Source organism: Burkholderia cenocepacia (assembly GCF_014211915.1).
Lineage (GTDB): Bacteria > Pseudomonadota > Gammaproteobacteria > Burkholderiales > Burkholderiaceae > Burkholderia > Burkholderia orbicola.
The window spans coordinates 1,041,655-1,060,935 of sequence record NZ_CP060039.1 but is presented as its reverse complement, the minus strand read 5'-3'; the positions used below and the strand labels follow the sequence as shown (position 1 = coordinate 1,060,935).

General features: G+C 67.0%; 16 protein-coding genes and 1 pseudogene. All 17 read right to left on the bottom strand.

Annotated features, from left to right (window positions below; all coding sequences use genetic code 11):
* Positions 1–23: 23 nt before the first annotated feature.
* Positions 24–941 carry a UDP-3-O-acyl-N-acetylglucosamine deacetylase gene (gene lpxC, locus SY91_RS04980; RefSeq protein WP_006487145.1) on the bottom strand — a complete coding sequence of 306 codons (918 nt, stop codon included), beginning with the start codon at positions 939–941 and terminating at the stop codon, positions 24–26.
* Positions 942–1,181: 240 nt separating this feature from the next.
* Positions 1,182–1,688 (bottom strand): peroxiredoxin, encoded by a 507-nt coding sequence (locus tag SY91_RS04975; protein WP_043888235.1) that lies wholly within the window; start codon positions 1,686–1,688, stop codon positions 1,182–1,184.
* Between the two features lie 188 nt (positions 1,689–1,876).
* On the bottom strand, positions 1,877–3,073 hold the full coding sequence (gene ftsZ, locus SY91_RS04970) for a cell division protein FtsZ (protein WP_006477012.1): 1,197 nt from the start codon (positions 3,071–3,073) through the stop codon (positions 1,877–1,879).
* 112 nt (positions 3,074–3,185) lie between these two features.
* Complete coding sequence (gene ftsA / locus SY91_RS04965) at positions 3,186–4,418, bottom strand: cell division protein FtsA (RefSeq protein ID WP_006487138.1); 1,233 nt, start codon at positions 4,416–4,418, stop codon at positions 3,186–3,188.
* Between the two features lie 26 nt (positions 4,419–4,444).
* A complete protein-coding gene (locus SY91_RS04960) occupies positions 4,445–5,197 on the bottom strand; it encodes a cell division protein FtsQ/DivIB (protein ID WP_006477014.1) in 753 nt (250 codons plus the stop codon).
* A 19-nt stretch (positions 5,198–5,216) separates the two neighbouring features.
* Positions 5,217–6,158 carry a D-alanine--D-alanine ligase gene (locus tag SY91_RS04955; RefSeq protein ID WP_011544503.1) on the bottom strand — a complete coding sequence of 314 codons (942 nt, stop codon included), beginning with the start codon at positions 6,156–6,158 and terminating at the stop codon, positions 5,217–5,219.
* A gap of 1 nt (position 6,159) precedes the next feature.
* Positions 6,160–7,557 (bottom strand): UDP-N-acetylmuramate--L-alanine ligase, encoded by a 1,398-nt coding sequence (gene murC, locus SY91_RS04950; protein WP_006477016.1) that lies wholly within the window; start codon positions 7,555–7,557, stop codon positions 6,160–6,162.
* Entirely contained in the window at positions 7,554–8,657 is a 1,104-nt protein-coding gene (gene murG, locus SY91_RS04945) for an undecaprenyldiphospho-muramoylpentapeptide beta-N-acetylglucosaminyltransferase (protein WP_023477231.1), read from the bottom strand. The genes murC and murG overlap by 4 nt, the downstream gene beginning before the upstream one ends.
* Entirely contained in the window at positions 8,654–9,937 is a 1,284-nt protein-coding gene (gene ftsW / locus SY91_RS04940; RefSeq protein WP_011544500.1) for a putative lipid II flippase FtsW, read from the bottom strand. The genes murG and ftsW overlap by 4 nt, the downstream gene beginning before the upstream one ends.
* On the bottom strand, positions 9,934–11,445 hold the full coding sequence (gene murD / locus SY91_RS04935) for a UDP-N-acetylmuramoyl-L-alanine--D-glutamate ligase (protein WP_023477230.1): 1,512 nt from the start codon (positions 11,443–11,445) through the stop codon (positions 9,934–9,936). The genes ftsW and murD overlap by 4 nt, the downstream gene beginning before the upstream one ends.
* 28 nt (positions 11,446–11,473) lie before the next feature.
* On the bottom strand, positions 11,474–12,643 hold the full coding sequence (gene mraY / locus SY91_RS04930) for a phospho-N-acetylmuramoyl-pentapeptide-transferase (protein WP_006477019.1): 1,170 nt from the start codon (positions 12,641–12,643) through the stop codon (positions 11,474–11,476).
* Positions 12,644–12,659: 16 nt separating this feature from the next.
* Complete coding sequence (murF, locus tag SY91_RS04925) at positions 12,660–14,066, bottom strand: UDP-N-acetylmuramoyl-tripeptide--D-alanyl-D-alanine ligase (RefSeq protein WP_006477020.1); 1,407 nt, start codon at positions 14,064–14,066, stop codon at positions 12,660–12,662.
* Positions 14,063–15,610 (bottom strand): UDP-N-acetylmuramoyl-L-alanyl-D-glutamate--2,6-diaminopimelate ligase, encoded by a 1,548-nt coding sequence (locus SY91_RS04920; protein WP_043888229.1) that lies wholly within the window; start codon positions 15,608–15,610, stop codon positions 14,063–14,065. Before SY91_RS04920 ends, murF begins: the two co-directional genes overlap by 4 nt.
* Positions 15,607–17,454 carry a peptidoglycan D,D-transpeptidase FtsI family protein gene (locus SY91_RS04915; RefSeq protein ID WP_006477022.1) on the bottom strand — a complete coding sequence of 616 codons (1,848 nt, stop codon included), beginning with the start codon at positions 17,452–17,454 and terminating at the stop codon, positions 15,607–15,609. The genes SY91_RS04920 and SY91_RS04915 overlap by 4 nt, the downstream gene beginning before the upstream one ends.
* Positions 17,455–17,473: 19 nt before the next feature.
* Positions 17,474–17,791 (bottom strand): annotated as a pseudogene (gene ftsL, locus SY91_RS04910) (cell division protein FtsL); the annotation flags it as partial.
* Entirely contained in the window at positions 17,788–18,729 is a 942-nt protein-coding gene (gene rsmH / locus SY91_RS04905; protein WP_011694135.1) for a 16S rRNA (cytosine(1402)-N(4))-methyltransferase RsmH, read from the bottom strand. The gene rsmH and the pseudogene ftsL, both read right to left, overlap by 4 nt.
* 23 nt (positions 18,730–18,752) lie before the next feature.
* The gene (gene mraZ, locus SY91_RS04900) at positions 18,753–19,181 is read right to left on the bottom strand and encodes a division/cell wall cluster transcriptional repressor MraZ (RefSeq protein ID WP_006477025.1); all 429 of its coding nucleotides are present in this window, start codon (positions 19,179–19,181) and stop codon (positions 18,753–18,755) included.
* Positions 19,182–19,281: the final 100 nt, after the last annotated feature.

Sequence of the window (19,281 nt, the reverse complement as noted above, 5' to 3'; positions counted from 1 at the left end):
TTATCGCTTGCGCTGAAAGCCGGTCACGCGAAGGCCGTCTGCGCGTCGAACGCGAACCCCTTCGGTGCAGCCTGCGGATCGTCGAACGTCACGATCTCGTACGCGTCTTCGTGCGCGAGCAGTTCGCGCAGCAACGCGTTGTTCAGGCCGTGGCCCGACTTGTACGCGGTGTACGACGCCAGCAGCGGGTGGCCGATCACGTACAGGTCGCCGATCGCGTCGAGCATCTTGTGCTTCACGAACTCGTCGTCGTAGCGCAGCCCGTCGTTGTTCAGGATGCGGTACTCGTCGAGCACGATCGCGTTGTCCATGCTGCCGCCGCGCGCCAGGCCGATCTCGCGCAGCATCTCGGCCTCGTGCGCGAAGCCGAACGTGCGCGCACGCGCGATCTCGCGCACGTACGACGTGGTCGCGAAATCGACCTCGAGCTCCTGGCCCGTCTTGTCGACGGCCGGGTGGCGGAAGTCGATCGAGAACTTCAGCTTGAAGCCGAAATACGGATCGAGCCGCGCGAACTTGTCGCCGTCACGGATTTCGACCGGCTTCTTCACCTTGATGAAACGCTTCGGCGCGTTCTGCTCCTCGATGCCGGCGGACTGGATCAGGAACACGAACGTGGCGGCGCTGCCGTCCATGATCGGGATTTCCTCGGCCGTCACATCGACATACAGGTTGTCGATGCCGAGACCCGCACACGCGGACATCAGGTGCTCGACCGTCGACACGCGCACGCCATCCTTCTGCAACACCGACGCGAGCCGCGTGTCGCCGATCGACATCGCCGATGCGGGAATGTCGACCGGCGTGGGCAGGTCGACGCGTGAAAAGACGATGCCCGTGCCGGGCGCGGCGGGACGGAGCGTCAACTCGATCTTGCGGCCCGAGTGGACACCGATACCCACGGTCTTCACGATGGATTTGATGGTGCGCTGCTTCAACATGGTCTTCTTCGTCTTGATTGAAGATATCAATCAGGAGTTATATTCGATAGGCGGGATTATAGCGTAATTCCCTATTCAGCGCTGTCTGAAACTGCGTATCAATCTGTTTCGACAGTTTACCCGCGCCGATACGGGACGGGCCGATGCCCGGAACGGAGGCGTTTCCGGTCATCAGCCCGTGTTACAACTGCCCTGAGGCCGGTGAGCAGCGTTGCCGGAAGGCAACGGCGCACCGCACGATCAGGACGTCAACGTCGCGAGAACACTCGCCGCATCGCTCACTTCGAATTTGCCCGGCGCCTCGACGGCCAGCGTCTTGACCACACCGCCGTCAATCACCATCGCGTAGCGCAGGGAACGAATTCCCATGCCACGCGCGGACAAATCCTGCGTCAGCCCCAGCGCATGAGTGAAAGCCGCGCTGCCGTCCGCCATCATGCGCACCTTGCCCGCGGTGTGCAGATCACGTCCCCATGCGCCCATCACGAATGCGTCGTTGACGGACACGCACCAGATCTCGTCGACACCCGCCGCGCGCAATTGCTCGGCGCGCTCGACGTAGCCCGGCACATGCTGCGCCGAGCAGGTCGGCGTGAACGCGCCCGGCAATCCGAAGATCACCACCCGCTTTCCCGCAACCTGGTCGCGCACGCTGTAGGCGTTCGGCCCCAGCGTGCACCCTTCGCGCGCGTCGTCGATGAACTCGAACAATTGCGCGTCGGGCAGCGCGTCGCCCACTTGAATCATGGCTGGTCCCTCATAGCGATACGGTTTTTCAGCGTGTTGCGGACAGCACGGCCCATCCCGCTCCGCTCAAGCGAAGAGGGCACGTTTCCCGGCCCGGCGTCGCATCCGACGCGGCCTGTCTGGGTCCGTAGCATCCGTCACGCCGGCGTTACCGCGGCAACTTCGCCGCGGCTTCGCCTGTGTTTGCGTCAGTCAGCCTGCTTGCGCAGGAAAGCCGGGATGTCGTACGTGTCGACACCCTTCTCCTGCAGCGCCTGCACGTGCGATGCCGCGGTTTCGCGCGAATTGCGCCACACCGCCGGCGTATCGAGCGCGCCGTAGTCGGCCGTGCTGACGTGATGCGGCTGCGCATAGCCGTGCGACACCGCGCTGACCGGCTGGTTGTCCGTACCCGTGCGCAGCAGCGTCATCGGGGCCGACTGCTGCTTCTTCGCCGCACGGCCCAGACCCGTCGCCACGACCGTCACGCGCAGTGCATCGCCCATCGCGTCGTCGTACACCGCACCGAAGATCACCGTCGCATCTTCCGCCGCGTAGCTCTTGATCGTGTTCATCACTTCGCGCGTTTCCGACAGGCGCAGCGAACGGCTCGACGTGATGTTGACCAGCACGCCGCGCGCGCCCGACAGATCGACGCCTTCGAGCAGCGGGCTCGCCACGGCCTGTTCCGCCGCGAGGCGTGCGCGATCGACGCCGGCGACCGTCGCCGTGCCCATCATCGCCTTGCCCTGCTCGCCCATCACCGTCTTCACGTCTTCGAAGTCGACGTTCACGAGGCCGTCGACGTTGATGATTTCCGCGATACCTGCCACCGCGTTGTTCAACACGTCGTCCGCGCACTGGAAGCACTTGTCCATCTCGGCGTCGTCGCCCATCACGTCGAACAGCTTGTCGTTCAGCACGACGATCAGCGAGTCGACGTGATCCTCCAGTTGCTGCGAGCCAGCTTCGGCGACGCGCATGCGCTTGCCGCCTTCGAACTCGAACGGCTTGCTGACGACGCCAACCGTCAGAATGCCCATCTCCTTCGCGATCTGCGCGACCACCGGTGCGGCGCCCGTACCCGTGCCACCGCCCATGCCGGCCGTAATGAACACCATGTGCGCGCCGCGCAGTGCGTCGGCGATGCGCTCACGCGCTTCTTCCGCTGCCGCACGACCCATTTCCGGCTTCGCACCGGCGCCCAGACCCGTGTTGCCGAGCTGGATCACCGACGATGCACGCGAACGCGACAGCGCCTGGGCGTCCGTGTTCATCACGATGAAGTCGACGCCCTGCACGCCGCGGTTGATCATGTGCTGGACGGCATTGCCGCCAGCGCCGCCAACGCCGACCACCTTGATGATGGTGCCGTTGGTTTCGGTTTCCAGCATTTCGAATTCCATTGTTGCCTCCGTCAAGAGAATGACTGCTACTCGGCCGTTATTCGGCAGGAGATCGGGCAACCCCCTGTCGCGCGCCAGCCGCCGGCACCAGCGCGAATTTCGATTCGGTTTGTCAGAAGTTGCTCAGGAACCATTCCTTCATCCGCGAGAACACCTGCCCCGCGTTGCCGGACTGCACGGCGACCTTGCGGCCGCGCATGCGCTGCGCACTGCCTTCGACGAGCAGCCCCATCGCCGTCGAGTAGCGCGGATTGCGCACGACGTCGGAGAGGCCGCCTGCATATTCCGGCGCGCCGATGCGCACCGGTTTCAGGAAAATGTCTTCGCCGAGCTCGACCATGCCCGGCATCATCGACGCGCCGCCGGTAATGACCACGCCGGAGCTCAGGAGTTCTTCGTAACCCGACTCGCGCACGACCTGCTGCACGAGCGAGAACAGTTCCTCGACGCGCGGCTCGATCACCGCCGCGAGCGCCTGGCGCGACAGCGTGCGCGGGCCGCGTTCGCCGAGGCCCGGCACTTCGACCATTTCGTCCGGATCGGCGAGCGCCTGCTTCGCGATCCCGTAGCCGACCTTGATGTCTTCCGCGTCCGGCGTCGGCGTGCGCAGCGCCATCGCGATGTCGCTCGTGATCTGGTCGCCGGCGATCGGGATCACCGCCGTGTGGCGGATCGCGCCTTCGGCGAAGATCGCGATGTCGGTCGTGCCGCCGCCGATGTCGACCAGCACCACGCCGAGATCCTTCTCGTCTTCCGTCAGCACCGCCAGCGACGACGCGAGCGGCTGCAGGATCAGGTCGTTCACTTCCAGCCCGCAGCGGCGCACGCACTTGACGATGTTCTGCGCGGCGCTCACCGCGCCCGTCACGATGTGCACCTTCACTTCCAGCCGGATGCCGCTCATCCCGATCGGCTCGCGCACGTCTTCCTGGCCGTCGATGATGAATTCCTGCGTGAGGATGTGCAGCACCTGCTGGTCGGTCGGGATGTTGATCGCCTTCGCGGTCTCGATCACGCGCGCGACGTCCGTCTGCGTGACTTCCTTGTCCTTGATCGCGACCATCCCGCTCGAATTGAAGCTGCGGATGTGGCTGCCCGCGATCCCCGTGAACACGTTGGTGATCTTGCAGTCGGCCATCAGCTCGGCTTCCTCGAGCGCGCGCTGGATCGATTGCACGGTGGCCTCGATGTTGACCACCACACCTTTCTTCAGACCCTTCGACTCGCTCTGGCCGAGACCGATCACCTCGTAGTGACCCTCGCCCTTCAGCTCGGCGACGATGGCCACCACCTTCGACGTGCCGATGTCGAGGGAAACCAGCAGATCCTTGTAGTCTTTGCTCATAAAGTGCTCTTGCGTGTGATCTCTCGTTACTTCTTGCGCTTGTCGGTATCGGTCAGGAACCGCATGCCTGCCGCGCGAATCGCGAATCCGTTCGGATACCGCAGGTCCGCGTACTCGATGTCGTTGCCCCAACGCTCCGTGACGGCCGGCCACGCGGCGACCAGGCGCTGGCTCCGGTCATGCAGCGTGTCGCTGTTGCGTTCCTTGCCCAGCTCGACCTGCATGCCGTTCGACAGCTTCACCGTCCACGCGTACCGCGCCGACAGCGTCACTTCTTCCGGCGCCGCCTTCAGCGGCGCAAACCATTTCCCGAAGTCGCGATACCGCGTGACGACTTCCTTCGCACTGCCTTCCGGGCCGTCGAATGCCGGCAGTTCCTGCTCCAGCTCGCCCTGGTTCGCGGTGAACAGCTCGCCGTCGACGCTCACCAGCTGATCGCTGCCCCAGGTCCCGAGCGGTTTGTACTCCTCGAGCGTGACAGCCAGCGCATTCGGCCACACCCGGCGCACGCTCGCGTGACGCACCCACGGCATCTGCTCGAACGCCGCGCGCGCCGTATCGAGATCGACCGTGAAGAAATTGCCCTTCAGCCGGCCGACCACGCCCGCGCGCACCGTCGGCGAGTTGATGTGCTCGGTATCGCCGTCGATCCGGATTTCCCGCAGCGCGAACGTCGGGCGCTGGATCAGCCAGTAGCAGCCGGCCGCCGCCAACACGAGCAGCAGCAGCGCGTACAGCGCGCTGGCGGCAAGGTTGAGTTGGCGAACGTTGTTCCACATACGTCGTTCCGTTCCTGCGTCAGTCGTTGAGCGTGAGCGACAGCACCTTCACGACCAGCTCGGAATAGCCGATGCCGACCGCGCGCGCGGCCTTCGGCGGCAGCGAGTGGTCGGTCATCCCGGGGGCCGTGTTCACTTCGAGGAAATACGCATTGCCGGCCGCGTCGAGCATGAAATCCGCGCGGCCCCAGTCGGTACAGCCGAGCACGTCGAACGCGCGGCGCGCGATGCGCTTCAGTTCCGTTTCCTGTTCCGCCGGCAGGCCGCACGGGATCAGGTACTGCGTATCGTCGGCGACGTACTTCGCGTGGTAGTCGTAGAACTCGCCCGCCGGCACGATCTTGATCAGCGGCAGGTCGAGATCGCCGGCGATGCACGCGGTATATTCGCCGCCGCCTTCGATGCTCTTCTCGACGATCACGATCTTGTCGTGCGTCGCGGCTTCCGCGAGCGCGGCCGGCAGCGCGTCGGCCGTCTTCACCTTCAGCACCGCGACGCTCGAGCCTTCGCTCGCCGGCTTCACGAACAACGGCAGGCCGAGCTTCGCGACGATGTCGGTCGCGCGCGCGGCCAGGTCGTCGCCGCGCATCACCGTCTCGAACGGCGGCGTCGGCACGCCCGTCTGCTGCCACACGAGTTTCGTGCGGAACTTGTCGAGGCCGAGCGCCGAGCCCAGCACGCCGCTGCCCGTATAGCGAATCCCGTAGAAATCGAGCGCGCCCTGGATCTGGCCGTTCTCGCCGTAGCCGCCGTGCAGCGCGTTGAACGCGCGCACGAAGCCTTCGTCCTTCAGCGCCGACAGCGGCCGCTCGGCCGGGTCGAACGGGTGCGCGTCGACGCCCGCGTCACGCAGGCCCTGCAGCACGAGGCGGCCCGAGGTGAGCGACACCTCGCGCTCGGCGGATTCGCCGCCGAACAACACCGCCACCTTGCCGAAACGTTTCGGATCGATCCCGCTCATGTCATGCCTTCTGTTGAATGTGTTGCACGAGCTTCGCCGGCACGCCGCCGATCGAACCCGCCCCCATCGTGATCACCACGTCGCCGTTCTGCGCGACTTTCGCCAAAGCGTCCGGCACGTCGTCGACCGTCGCGACGAACACCGGGTCGACCTTGCCCACCGCGCGCAGCGCGCGCGACAGCGCGTCGCCGCTGGCCGTCGGGATCGCCGCTTCGCCGGCCGCGTAGACTTCAGTCAGCACCAGCGCATCGACCGTCGACAGCACGTTGACGAAATCGTCGAAGCAGTCGCGCGTGCGCGTGTAGCGGTGCGGCTGGAACGCCAGCACGAGGCGGCGGCCCGGGAACGCGCCGCGCGCGGCCGCGATCGTCGCCGCCATCTCGACCGGGTGATGACCGTAGTCGTCGATCAGCGTGTACTGGCCGCCGTCCGCGCTCGGCACGTCGCCGTAGCGCTGGAAGCGCCGGCCGACGCCGTTGAATTCCGCCAGCGCCAGCTGGATCGCGTCGTCCGACACGCCGAGATCGGTTGCGATCGCGATCGCCGCGAGCGCGTTCTGCACGTTGTGCAGGCCCGGCATGTTCAGCACGACCGCGAGCGGCGCACGCCCTTCGCGGATCACCGTGAAGTGCATCCGGCCGTCGCGCGCGTCGATGTCTTCCGCGCGCACCTGCGCGTCCGGCGACAGGCCGTAGCGCACGACCGGCTTCGAGATGAACGGAATGATCTGCCGCACGTTCGGATCGTCGACGCACACCACCGCGCTGCCGTAGAACGGCAGGCGCTGCGTGAATTCGATGAACGCCTGCTTGAGCCGCGCGAAATCGTGGCCGTAGGTGTCCATGTGGTCAGCGTCGATGTTCGTGATGACTTCGATCACCGGATACAGGTTCAGGAACGACGCATCCGACTCGTCGGCCTCGGCGACGATGAAGTCGCCCGTGCCGAGCCGCGCGTTCGCGCCGGCGCTGATCAGCCGGCCGCCGATCACGAAGGTCGGGTCCAGCCCGCCCGCCGCGAGCACGCTCGCGACGAGGCTCGTCGTCGTGGTCTTGCCGTGCGTGCCGGCGATCGCGATGCCCTGCTTCAGGCGCATCAGCTCCGCCAGCATCACCGCGCGCTGCACGATCGGCACGCCCTGGCGGCGCGCGGCCAGCACTTCCGGGTTATCCGAGCGCACGGCCGTCGACACGACGACCGCGTTCGCGCCCTCGATGTTCGCCGCATCGTGGCCGATCGCGATCCGCGCGCCCAGCGCCTCGAGGCGATCGGTCACCGCATTGCGCGACAGGTCCGAGCCGCTGACCGCATAGCCGAGGTTGACGAGCACTTCGGCAATGCCGCTCATGCCGGCGCCGCCGATCCCGACGAAATGAATGTGTTTGACGATGTGTTTCATTGCAGTATTTCCAGGTTCGCGCCGGCCGCCTTCGCGCAGACGCGCGCGACTTCGTCGGTGGCCTCGGGCTTCGCGAGCGCACGCGAACGTTCCGCCATGTCCGCGAGCGACGCCCGCGACTGGCCGCGCAGCCAGTCGGCGAGCAGCTCCGCCGACAGGTCGCGTTGTTGCACCAGCACGGCCGCGCCCGCATCGGCGAGAAACGCGGCGTTGGTCGTCTGGTGATCGTCGACCGCATACGGGAACGGCACGAACAGCGCCGCCACACCCACCGCCGCGATCTCCGACACCGTCATCGCGCCCGATCGGCAGATCACCAGATCCGCCGCCGCATACGCGGCCGCCATGTCGTCGATGAACGGTACGAGCCGCACGTCCTCGCCGGCCGCGAAACCGGCCGCTTCGTAATTCGCCTTCAGTGCCTCGATGTGCTTCACGCCGGCCTGGTGCACGACGCGCGGGCGCTCGCCCGGCGCCAGCAGCGCCAGCGCGCGCGGCACGACTTCGTTCAGCGCGGCCGCCCCGAGGCTGCCGCCGACGACCAGCACGTTCAACGGGCCGCTGCGCGACGCATAGCGTGCCTGGGGCGGTTCCGTGTGCGCCAGTTCCGCGCGAATCGGGTTACCCGTCCATTCCGCGTGCGGCAGCGCGCCGGGGAACGCGACGAGCACGCGCTTCGCGAGTTTCGCGAGCACCTTGTTGGTCAGGCCCGCGATCGAATTCTGTTCATGCAGCACGAGCGGCCGCCCCGACAGCGCGGTCATCACGCCCGCCGGGAACGTGATGTAGCCGCCCATCCCGAGCACGACGTCCGGCCGCACGCGGCGCAGCGCGCCGAGGCTCTGCCAGCATGCGCGCAGCAGGTTGACCGGCAGCGTCAGCTTGGTCTTCAGGCCCTTGCCGCGCAGCCCGCCGAACCGCACGTACTCCATCGGAATGCCGTGCTTCGGCACCAGCGTCGCTTCCATCCCGGCCGGATTGCCGAGCCATACGACGCGCCAGCCCGCCGCTTCCATCCGGTGCGCGACCGCGAGCCCCGGGAACACGTGGCCCCCGGTGCCGCCTGCCATCACCATCAGCGTGCGTTGCGACGCGGTCATACCTTCCCTCCGCGCATCAGCACCCGGTTCTCGTAGTCGACCCGCAGCAGCACCGCGAGCGCGACACAGTTCAGCAGGATGCCGGAGCCGCCGTAGCTCACGAGCGGCAGCGTCAGCCCCTTGGTCGGCAGCAGCCCGAGGTTCACGCCCATGTTGATGAACGTCTGTGCGCCGAACCAGATGCCGATGCCCTTCGCCATCAGGCCCGCGAACGTGCGATCGAGCGCGAGCGCCTGGCGGCCGATTTCGAACGCGCGACGCACGATCCAGTAGAACAGCAGGATCACGACCAGCACGCCGATGAAGCCGAGTTCCTCGCCGATCACCGCGAGGATGAAGTCGGTATGCGCTTCCGGCAGGTAATTCAGTTTCTCCACACTGCCGCCGAGGCCGACGCCGAACCACTCTCCGCGGCCGAACGCGATCAGCGAGTGCGTGAGCTGGTAAGCCTTGCCCTGCGCGTAGCGCTCGTCCCACGGATCGAGATACGCGAAGATCCGCTCGCGACGCCACGGCGACAACCATACGAGCATCGTGAACGTGCCGACCGCCGTCGCGACGAGGCCGCCGAACAGCTTGCCGTTCACGCCGCCGAGGAACAGCACGCCCATCGCGATCGCGGCGACGACCATGAACGCGCCCATGTCGGGCTCGAGCAGCAGCAGCGCGCCCACCAGGCCGACCGCGAACGCCATCGGCAGGAAGCCCTTCGCGAAGCTCTGCATGTATTCCTGCTTGCGCACCGTATAGTTCGCCGCGTAGATCGTCACCGCGAGCTTCATGATTTCCGACGGCTGCATGTTCGTGATGCCGAGCGGAATCCAGCGGCGCGCACCGTTCACGCCCTTGCCGACGTGCGGGATCAGCACGATCACGAGGCCGACCAGCGCGATCAGGAAAAGATGCGGCGCGTACTTGTCCCAGGTCGACACCGGCACGCGGAACGCGAGCACCGCCGCGATGAACGCGACGGTGAGCGACACACAGTGGCGCATCAGGAACGCGTAATCGTGATACGACGCGTATTTCGGCGAATCGGGCATCGCGATCGACGCCGAATACACCATCACGACGCCGAGTCCGAGCAGCGCGATCGCGACCCACAGCAGCGAATAGTCGAAATCGAGCATCCGCGAACGGCTCGGGCGCACACCGTTGACGACGCTCGCGAGGCCGCCCGTCGCGGCGCGCGTGGCCGATGCGACGCGGCCGCCCGCGGCATTGCCGCCGGTGTCGCGCCGGTCATTGAAGCGGGAGACGAGGCGATCGGACCAGCTCATGGCGTCGCTCCTTTGTCGATGGCGATTGCGTCGACCGCCGCGCGGAACACTTCCGCGCGATGGGCGTAGTTCCTGAACATGTCGAGGCTCGCGCAGGCAGGCGACAGCAACACCGCATCGCCCGGCTCGGCGAGCTCGGCTGCTGCGTGCACCGCTGCTTCGAGCGTCGCGTGGTCAGCGAGCGGCACGCCCGTTTCGGCGAGCGTGTCGCGGATCACCGGCGCGTCGCGCCCGATCAGCATCACCGCGCGGCACCAGCGCGCGACCGGCGCGACCAGCGGCGCGAAATCCTGCCCCTTGCCGTCGCCGCCCGCGATCAGCACGATCTTCTGCGCGAGCCCGTCGAGCGCGGCTACCGTCGCGCCGACGTTCGTGCCCTTGCTGTCATCCACATAGTCGACGTCGTCGATCGTCGCGATCACTTCGACGCGATGCGCTTCGCCGCGGTATTCGCGCAGCGCGTGCAGCAACGGTGCGGCCGGAAGGTCGATCGCGCGCGCGAGCGCGAACGCGGCCAGCGCGTTCGCCGCGTTGTGCAGCCCGCGGATGCGCAGCGCGTCGGCCGGCATCAGGCGCTTTTGCGCGATGTCGGGCGTATGCGCGGCGTCGCGCTTGCGCCGGCGGGTCGTGGTCACTTCATCCGGTGCGTCGCGATCGACGGCTTCCACCAGCCATGCGATGCCGTTGTCGCGCGACAGCCCGTAGTCGCCGTCCTGCGTCGGCTCGTTCAGGCCGAACGTGACTGTGCGCGGCGCGTCGGCCGCGCCAACCGCGGGAGCGAACTTCATCACGGCTGCGTCGTCGCGGTTCAGCACGCGCGTCGTCGTCGCACCGAAGATCCGGCCCTTTGCCTGCGCGTACGCGTCGAAGCTGCCGTGCCAGTCGAGGTGGTCTTGCGTGATGTTCAGGATCGCGGCCGCGTCCGGCGCAAACGTGCGCGCGGTCTCGAGCTGGAAGCTCGACAGTTCGAGCACCCATACGTCGGGTAGCGCGGTTTCGTCGATCGCGCTCGCGAGCCGGTCGAGCATCGCCGGGCTGATGTTGCCCGCGACCGCGACCTTCTTGCCCGAGCGCTGACACAGCAGGCCCGTGAGGCTCGTTGTCGTGGTCTTGCCGTTGGTGCCGGTAATCGCGAGCACCTTCGGCTGGTAGCCGCTCGTGCCGAGCGCACGCAGCGCCTGCGCGAAGAATTCCAGTTCGCCCCATACCGCGACACCGCGCTCGTTCGCGGCCGCGACCAGCGCCGCGAGTGCCGGCTCCAGCGGCGACAGGCCGGGGCTCAACCCGACGATCTCGACGCCGCCGTCGAGCAGCGCGGGCGTGAACGCCCCGCCGACGAATTCCGCATCGATGCCTTCGGCCTGCAGCGCGGCAAGGTTCGGCGGCGCCTCGCGGGTATCGGCAATACGCAGCCGGCACCCGTGCCTCGCGCACCATCGCGCGATCGCGAGACCCGATTCCCCGAGCCCCAGTACGAGCACCATCGGCCGTTGCCGATCTCCAAACATCTCGCCAGACATCCTTGTTACCTTTCCTTTACCGCAGCTTGAGGGTGGTCAGACCGAACAGGCACAGCATCAGCGTGATGATCCAGAAACGCACGACCACCTGCGTTTCCTTCCAGCCGGACAATTCGAAATGGTGGTGCAGCGGCGCCATCTTCAGCAGGCGGCGTCCTTCGCCGTAACGCTTCTTCGTGTACTTGAACCACGATACCTGCAGCATCACCGACAGTGTTTCCGCGACGAAGATGCCGCCCATGATGAACAGCACGATTTCCTGGCGCACGATCACCGCGACCGTGCCGAGCGCGCCGCCCAGCGCCAGCGCGCCGACGTCGCCCATGAATACCTGCGCGGGGTGCGTGTTGTACCAGAGGAACGCAAGCCCGGCCCCGCCCATCGCGGAACAGAAGATCAGCAGCTCGCCCGCGCCCGGGATGTGCGGGAACAGCAGGTATTTTGAATAGACCGCGCTGCCCATCACGTACGCGAACACACCGAGCGACGCGCCCACCAGCACGACCGGCATGATCACGAGGCCGTCGAGACCGTCGGTCAGGTTCACCGCGTTGCTCGCGCCGACGATCACGAAGTAGGTCAGCACGATGAAGCCCCACACGCCGAGCGGGTAGCTGATCGACTTCAGGAACGGCAGCATCAGGTCGGCGCGCGCCGGCAGCCCCATCGACAGGCCGCTCCGCACCCACGCCATGAACAGGTCGAACACCCGCACGTTGTTCGCCTCGGACACGCTGAACGCGAGATAAACGGCCGCGAACAGCCCGATCACCGATTGCCAGAAATACTTCTCGCGCGACGACATCCCGCGCGGGTCCTTGTGGACGACCTTGCGGTAATCGTCGACCCAGCCGATCACGCCGAAGCCGAACGTGACGAGCATCACGATCCAGATGAAACGGTTCGTCAGGTCGCCCCACAGCAGCGTCGCGACCGCGATGCCGATCAGGATCAGCACGCCGCCCATCGTCGGCGTGCCGGACTTGACGAGGTGGGTCTGCGGGCCATCCTTGCGCACGGCCTGCCCGACCTTCATTTGCGTCAGCTTGCGGATCACCCACGGACCGCACACGAGCCCGATCCCGAGCGCGGTGATGGTGGCCATCACCGCCCGGAACGTGAGGTACGTGAACAAGCGCAAAAAGCTTGCGTCTCCTTGCAGCCATTGCGCCAGCGCCAGCAGCATGCTTCCTTCCTTCTACTCAGTGTGCGGCGGGCACGGTGCCCGCCGCGGGTTGGTTCGTCAGCGCGTCGACCACGCGCTCCATCTTCATGTACCGCGAGCCCTTCACGAGCACCGTCGCCTGCGCGCCGTAACCGGCCGCGAGCAGCGCCGAAACGAGCGCGCCGACGTCGTCGAAATGGCGTGCCGTGTCGCCGTAGGCCGTGCACGCGTCGCGCGATGCGTCGCCGAGCGCGAACAGCGCGTCGATCCCGCGTTCGCGCGCGTACGCGCCGATCTCGCGATGGAAGGCCGGCCCTTCGTCGCCGACTTCGCCCATGTCGCCGATCACCAGCACGCGCGGCGCCGGATGCGCGGCGAGCACGTCGATCGCGGCACGCATCGAATCGGGGTTCGCGTTGTACGTATCGTCGACGACCGTCGCGCCCGCGAGGCTGCCGACGCTCGCCTGCTTCACCTGCAGCCGGCCCTTGACCGGTTCGAACGATTCGAGACCCTGCCGGATCGCCGACAACGCGACGCCGGCGCCGAGCGCCGCGGCCGTCGCGGCCAGCGCGTTCCGCGCGTTGTGCTCGCCGAGCGCGCGCAGCCGCACCGTGACGGCGCCGGCCGGCGTGTCGATCGCGAGTTCGCCGCCGTGCATGCGGCCGACGATCTGCGCGTCGTTCTGCCGTTCGGCGTCGTGCAGCGCGAAATCGAGGATGCGGTTGCCGGTCGCCGCGACGCGCCAGATGCCCGCGTACGCGTCGTCGGCCGGGAACACCGCGACGCCGTCCGGCGGCAGCGCGTGAATCACGGCCGCATGTTCGAGCGCGACGGCTTCGACCGTCGCCATGAATTCCTGGTGCTCGCGCTGCGCGTTGTTGACGAGCGCGACCGTCGGCGCGGTGAGGCGCGCGAGGACTTCGGTTTCGCCCGGATGGTTCATGCCGATCTCGATCACCGCGAGACGATGCGCGGCCGACAGGCGCAGCAGCGTCAGCGGCAGGCCGACATCGTTGTTCAGGTTGCCGGCCGTCGCGAGTCGCGCGTCGGCGCCGACCGCTGCCGCGAAGATCGACGCGATCATTTCCTTGACGGTCGTCTTGCCGTTGCTGCCCGTCACCGCGACGAGCGGCAGCGGGAATCGCATCCGCCAGCCGTGCGCGAGCGCGCCGAGCGCGGCACGCGTTTCGCCGCCTTCGATCATCGGCATCGCGACGTCCGCCGGCGCGTGCGCGACGAGCGCCGCGGCAGCGCCGCGCGCGGCAACGTCGCCGAGAAAGTCGTGCGCATCGAAACGCTCGCCCTTCAGCGCGACGAACAGGTCGCCCGGGCCGACCGTGCGGCTGTCGGTCGACACGCGGTCGAACGTGACGCCCGCGTCGCCGTGGACGGTGGCGCCGGGAATCAGGCGGGCGGCTTCGCCGAGGCTGAGCATCGTCATTCGGCGCCTCCCTTGCCGTGCGTCGCGCGCGCTGCGAGCGCGAGCCGTGCATGATCCTGGTCGGAGAACGTACGCTTCTTGCCCATGATTTCCTGCGTGGCCTCGTGGCCCTTGCCGGCCAGCACGACGACATCCTCGCGTGCGGCGCCCCGCACGGCCTGCAGGATCGCGCTGGCGCGATCCTCGATACGGCGTGCGCGATCAGGCGCGGTCATGCCCGCGACGACCTGGTCGATGATGTGCTGCGGATCTTCGCTGCGCGGGTTGTCGCTCGTGACGACGACTTCGTCGGCGAGCCGCTCCGCGATCGCGCCCATCAGCGGACGCTTCGTCGCATCGCGATCGCCGCCGCAGCCGAACATGCAGACGAGCCGGCCGCCGCGCGCCGCGGCGATCGGGCGCAGCGCGTCGAGCGTCTTTTCGAGCGCGTCGGGCGTGTGCGCGTAGTCGATCACGACGAGCGGCTCGTCGTTCTGCAACCGGCCGCCGAGCCGCTGCATCCGGCCGTTGACCGACTCGAGCCGCTCGATCTCGGCGAGTGCCGCGTCGAACGGCACGTCGGCCGCGAGCAGCGCGCCGAGCACCGCGAGCAGGTTGCTGACGTTGAACGTGCCGAGCGTGCCGACCTCGACGTTCGCGTCGCCCCACGACGAACGCAGGCGGAATGCGGTACCCGTCGCGGTGGCGCGCACGTCGAGCGCGACCAGTTCGCGATCGGCGTCGGGCGCCGGTGCATCGCCGATCCCGTACGCGATCGTGCGCACGCGACCGGCCAGCTTCTCCAGCAGGCGGCGGCCCGCCGCATCGTCGCGGTTGATCACCGCCGCGCGCAGGCCGCGCCACGCGAACAGCTTCGCCTTCGCGGCCTCGTACGCATCGAACGTGCCGTGATAGTCGAGGTGATCCTGCGTGAGGTTCGTAAACACCGCGACGTCGAACGCCGTCCCGTTCGCGCGCCCCTGATGCAGCGCGTGCGACGACACCTCCATCGCCACGGCCTGCGCACCCGCGTCGCGCAATTGCGCGAGGCTGCGCTGAAGTTGCGGCGCGTCGGGCGTCGTGAAGCCGGTCGGCACGAGCTGACCGGGCATCCCGGTGCCGAGCGTGCCGATCACCGCGCACGGCTGGTGCAGTGCCGTCAGCGCGGTGGCGATCCATTGCGTGCACGACGTCTTGCCGTTCGTGCCCGTGACACCGACCGCCAGCAGGCTGTCGCTCGGGTCGCCGTACCAGCCGCTGGCGATCTCGCCGGCGAGCTGGTCGAGCGCCGGCACCGCCAGCGCGACGGGTACGGCCGGCGCGGCCGGTGCGTGGGCCAGCCCTTCCGGCTGATACAGCACGGCGGCCGCGCCGCGTGCGACGGCATCCGCCATGAAAGCGCGGTTATCTGCCCCGTCGACCGCATACGCGACGAACACGTCGCCAGCCTCGAGGCTGCGCGTGTCGGCATGCAGTTGCGCCGTGGGGGCCACATGCTGACGCAGCCACGCAAGCGCGGCTGCGATCTGCTGATGCGCCGGATGGGAACTGCGGGCGGCGCTCATCGAACAACTCCTGGTGAATTACGCGTCGTGCTGGACACGATCATATGCTTCGCGCCGCCATTCGTAGCCAGCTTTTGCGGGCCCTTTGCGGCAGCGGAGTCCGGCGAATCGTCGGACACCACGAGCTGCTTGATCGGCATGTTCGGCGGAACGTTCAACGCACGCATCGTGTCGCCGGCGATCGCCGAGAATACGGGGCCGGACACCTGGCCGCCGAAGTGGCTGCCGGCAGTCGGTTCGTCGACCGACACCGCGATCACGACACGCGGATTCGGCATCGGCGCCATCCCGACGAACGACGCGCGGTACTTGCGCGTGTAGCCGTGCCCTTCATGTTTGTACGCGGTACCGCTCTTGCCGCCGACGCGATAGCCCGGCACGGCCGCATCCGGCGACGTGCCGCCCGGGGCGACCACCGTCTCCAGCATCGAGCGCACTTCGCGCGCGGTGGTCGGATTGAACACCTGCGTGCCCGCGACCGGCTGATTGGGGTCGGTCTTGAAAATGGTCACGGGCATCAGCTCGCCGTCGTGCGCGATCGCCGTGTACGCCCGCGCGAGCTGGAACAGCGACACCGACAGGCCGTAGCCGTACGACATCGTCGCCTGCTCGATGCGGCGCCAGCTCTTCCACGGACGCAGGCGGCCGGCCACCGCGCCCGGGAAGCCGACCTTCGGCGCCTGGCCGAGGCCGATGCTCGTATACATATTCCACATTTCCTCGGGCCGCATCGTCATCGCGATCTTCGTCGCGCCGATGTTGCTCGACTTCTGGATCACGCCGCCGACCGTCAGCGTGCCGAAACCCGCGTCGTCGGTGATCGGCGCGCCGTCGAGCACGAAATGCCCGTTGCCCGTCTCGACGAGCGTATTCGGCGTCACGCGGTGCAGGTCGAGCGCGAGCGACACCGTGAACGGCTTCATGATCGAGCCCGGCTCGAACACGTCGGTCATGATCCGGTTGCGCAACTGCTCGCCCGTCATGCGCGAGCGGTCGTTCGGGTTGTACGTCGGGTAGTTGACGAGCGCGAGCACTTCGCCGGTACGCACGTCGACGACCATCGCCGCGCCGGCCTTCGCCTTGAACTTCTCGACGGCGGCCTTCAGGTTCGCGTACGCGATGTACTGGATCTTGCTGTCGATCGACAGGTCGACGTCGGTGCCGTTGTGCGGCGGAATCTGCTCGGCGACATCCTCGATGATGTGCCCCATCCGGTCCTTGATCACGCGGCGCATGCCCGACGTGCCGGACAGCATCTTCTGGTCGCCCAGTTCGACGCCTTCCTGGCCCTCGTCCTCGACGTTCGTGAAGCCGATCAGGTGGGCGGTGATCTCGCCTTCCGGGTAGAAGCGCTTGTATTCGTTGCGCTGATAGATGCCGGGAATGTCGAGCGCGGCGACCTTGTCCGCGACGTCGATCGGCACCTGGCGCTTCACGTAGACGAAACCCTTGTCTTCCGACAGCTTCACGCGCAACTCCTTCGACGTCATGCCGAGGAGCTTGCCGAGCTGATTGACCTTGTCCGCGTCGAGATCGTCCGGCACCGCGTCGGGAATCGCCCAGATCGCGCGCACCGGCAGGCTCGTCGCGAGCACGAGCCCGTTACGATCGAGGATCTTGCCGCGCGTCGCGGGCAGTTCGATCGTGCGCTGGTAGCGGCTTTCGCCCTGCTTCTGATAGAACGCGTTGCCGGGCCCCTGGATCCAGAACGCCCGTGCGGCCAGCGCGACGAACGCCATGAACAGCAGGAACACGACGAGCTTCGAGCGCCACATCGGCAAATGAACGCCCAGCACGGGGCTCGACGAGAACTTCACGTTCTGGCGCTTCGGGGACGGCTTCATCGCGCGCCCCCTTGCCCTTGCCGGCCGTGTCGGCCGACGCCGGGATCGGCGCGTCGATCGCCTTCGCGGCGCCCGCCGGCAGCGTCAGGTATTGCGTGCGGCCGGTCGAGATCGGCTGCATTTTCAGCGAATCGTTCGCGAGCTGCTCGATGCGCGACGTCTTCGACAGCGCGCTCTGCTGATATTGAAGCTGCGCGTAGTCCTGCTGGAGCTGACGCTCCTGCGACTGCGCACGCTGCAGCTGGATGAAGATCTGGCGTTGCTGGTTCGTCGAGTTGACGACCGACAGCGCGCAACCCATCACGATGATCAGCAGGAAGATATTGAGGCGGCTCATGGCGTGACGCGCTCCGCGATGCGCATCACGGCCGAGCGGGCGCGCGGATTCGCGGCGACTTCCGCTTCGCTCGGAAACTGGCGGCTGATGATCTTGAGCGGCGGGCTCGGGAGATCGACGGCGCGGATCGGCAAGCGACGATCGACCGCAGGCGCACTCGCGTGCGCCTGCATGAATCGCTTGACGATCCGGTCCTCGAGTGAATGAAAGCTGATGACCACCAGCCGCCCCCCTTGCTCCAGCAACGACAGTGCCGCGTCTAGTACGACTTGCAGGTCCGCAAGCTCTTGATTGACGTGAATCCGTATAGCCTGAAAGGTGCGGGTTGCCGGATCCTTGCCCTTCTCACGGGTTTTGACGACGTGACCCACGATTTGGGCAAGCTCGCCCGTGGTGTCGAGAGGCCCAAGACGGTCGGACTCTGCCCGGCGAGCAACAAGCGCCTTTGCAATCTGAAAAGCAAACCGTTCTTCCCCATAATCCCGTATCACCTCCGTCAATTCCTGCACCGAAGCCCGCGCGAGCCATTCGGCCGCCGACTCGCCACGCGTCGGATCCATTCGCATGTCCAGCGGACCATCGGCGCGGAAACTGAAGCCGCGCGCCGGATCGTCCACCTGCGGCGAGGACACGCCCAGGTCCAGCAACACCCCCGACACTTTCTCGACGCCGCGCGCCGCAAGCGCGTCGCGCATCGATGCAAAGCTGTCATGCACGATCGAGAAGCGCGCATCCTCGATGCCCTGCGCCGTCTCGATCGCCCTCGGATCCTTGTCGAACGCGATCAGCCGCCCGGCCGACGCCAGCCGCGCGAGCACCGCGCGGCTATGGCCGCCGCGCCCGAACGTGCCGTCGACATACACGCCGTCCGGCCGCGTCACGAGCGACTCGACCGCTTCATCCAACAGCACCGTCCGATGCCGCAATTCATTTCCCATCGCGGGCGTCTCCGTCACCGCAATCAGAACGTGAAATTCTTCAGCGCGTCGGGCATGCCCTGCGCCATCGCTGCCTGCTCCTTCGCGTTGTAGGTCTGCGAATCCCACAGCTCGAAGTGACTACCCATTCCCAACAACATGACTTCCTTTTCCAGTCCGGCTGCCATGCGCAGCTCGGGCGATACAAGAATCCGGCCCGCGCTGTCGAGATCGACGTCCATCGCATTGCCGAGAAAAATTCGCCGCCACCAGTGCGCGTCCATCGGCAGCGCGGCGATCTTGGCGCGGAACACTTCCCATTCGGGGCGCGGAAACAGCAACAGGCAGCCGTCCGGGTGCTTGGTCACAGTCACCCGTCCTTCTGCCTGTCCTTGCAGCGCTTCGCGATAGCGAGACGGCACCGACATCCGCCCTTTCGCATCGAGCGTCAGCGCCGACGCCCCTTGGAACACTTTCCGCTCTCCCGTTCAGGGCACCGAAGCACCCGCTCAATGCTGAGAATTTAGCCGGAACAGCCTGCTAAATCACACAAAAATACACTTTCTCACACCG

Excerpts from the sequence above, each read along its gene's own strand:
- lpxC (WP_006487145.1), bottom strand. The coding sequence starts at position 941 with ATGTTGAAGCAGCGCACCATCAAATCCATCGTGAAGACCGTGGGTATC.
- SY91_RS04975 (WP_043888235.1), bottom strand. The coding sequence starts at position 1,688 with ATGATTCAAGTGGGCGACGCGCTGCCCGACGCGCAATTGTTCGAGTTC.
- ftsZ (WP_006477012.1), bottom strand. The coding sequence starts at position 3,073 with ATGGAATTCGAAATGCTGGAAACCGAAACCAACGGCACCATCATCAAG.
- ftsA (WP_006487138.1), bottom strand. The coding sequence starts at position 4,418 with ATGAGCAAAGACTACAAGGATCTGCTGGTTTCCCTCGACATCGGCACG.
- SY91_RS04960 (WP_006477014.1), bottom strand. The coding sequence starts at position 5,197 with ATGTGGAACAACGTTCGCCAACTCAACCTTGCCGCCAGCGCGCTGTAC.
- SY91_RS04955 (WP_011544503.1), bottom strand. The coding sequence starts at position 6,158 with ATGAGCGGGATCGATCCGAAACGTTTCGGCAAGGTGGCGGTGTTGTTC.
- murC (WP_006477016.1), bottom strand. The coding sequence starts at position 7,557 with ATGAAACACATCGTCAAACACATTCATTTCGTCGGGATCGGCGGCGCC.
- murG (WP_023477231.1), bottom strand. The coding sequence starts at position 8,657 with ATGACCGCGTCGCAACGCACGCTGATGGTGATGGCAGGCGGCACCGGG.
- ftsW (WP_011544500.1), bottom strand. The coding sequence starts at position 9,937 with ATGAGCTGGTCCGATCGCCTCGTCTCCCGCTTCAATGACCGGCGCGAC.
- murD (WP_023477230.1), bottom strand. The coding sequence starts at position 11,445 with ATGTTTGGAGATCGGCAACGGCCGATGGTGCTCGTACTGGGGCTCGGG.
- mraY (WP_006477019.1), bottom strand. The coding sequence starts at position 12,643 with ATGCTGCTGGCGCTGGCGCAATGGCTGCAAGGAGACGCAAGCTTTTTG.
- murF (WP_006477020.1), bottom strand. The coding sequence starts at position 14,066 with ATGACGATGCTCAGCCTCGGCGAAGCCGCCCGCCTGATTCCCGGCGCC.
- SY91_RS04920 (WP_043888229.1), bottom strand. The coding sequence starts at position 15,610 with ATGAGCGCCGCCCGCAGTTCCCATCCGGCGCATCAGCAGATCGCAGCC.
- SY91_RS04915 (WP_006477022.1), bottom strand. The coding sequence starts at position 17,454 with ATGAAGCCGTCCCCGAAGCGCCAGAACGTGAAGTTCTCGTCGAGCCCC.
- rsmH (WP_011694135.1), bottom strand. The coding sequence starts at position 18,729 with ATGGGAAATGAATTGCGGCATCGGACGGTGCTGTTGGATGAAGCGGTC.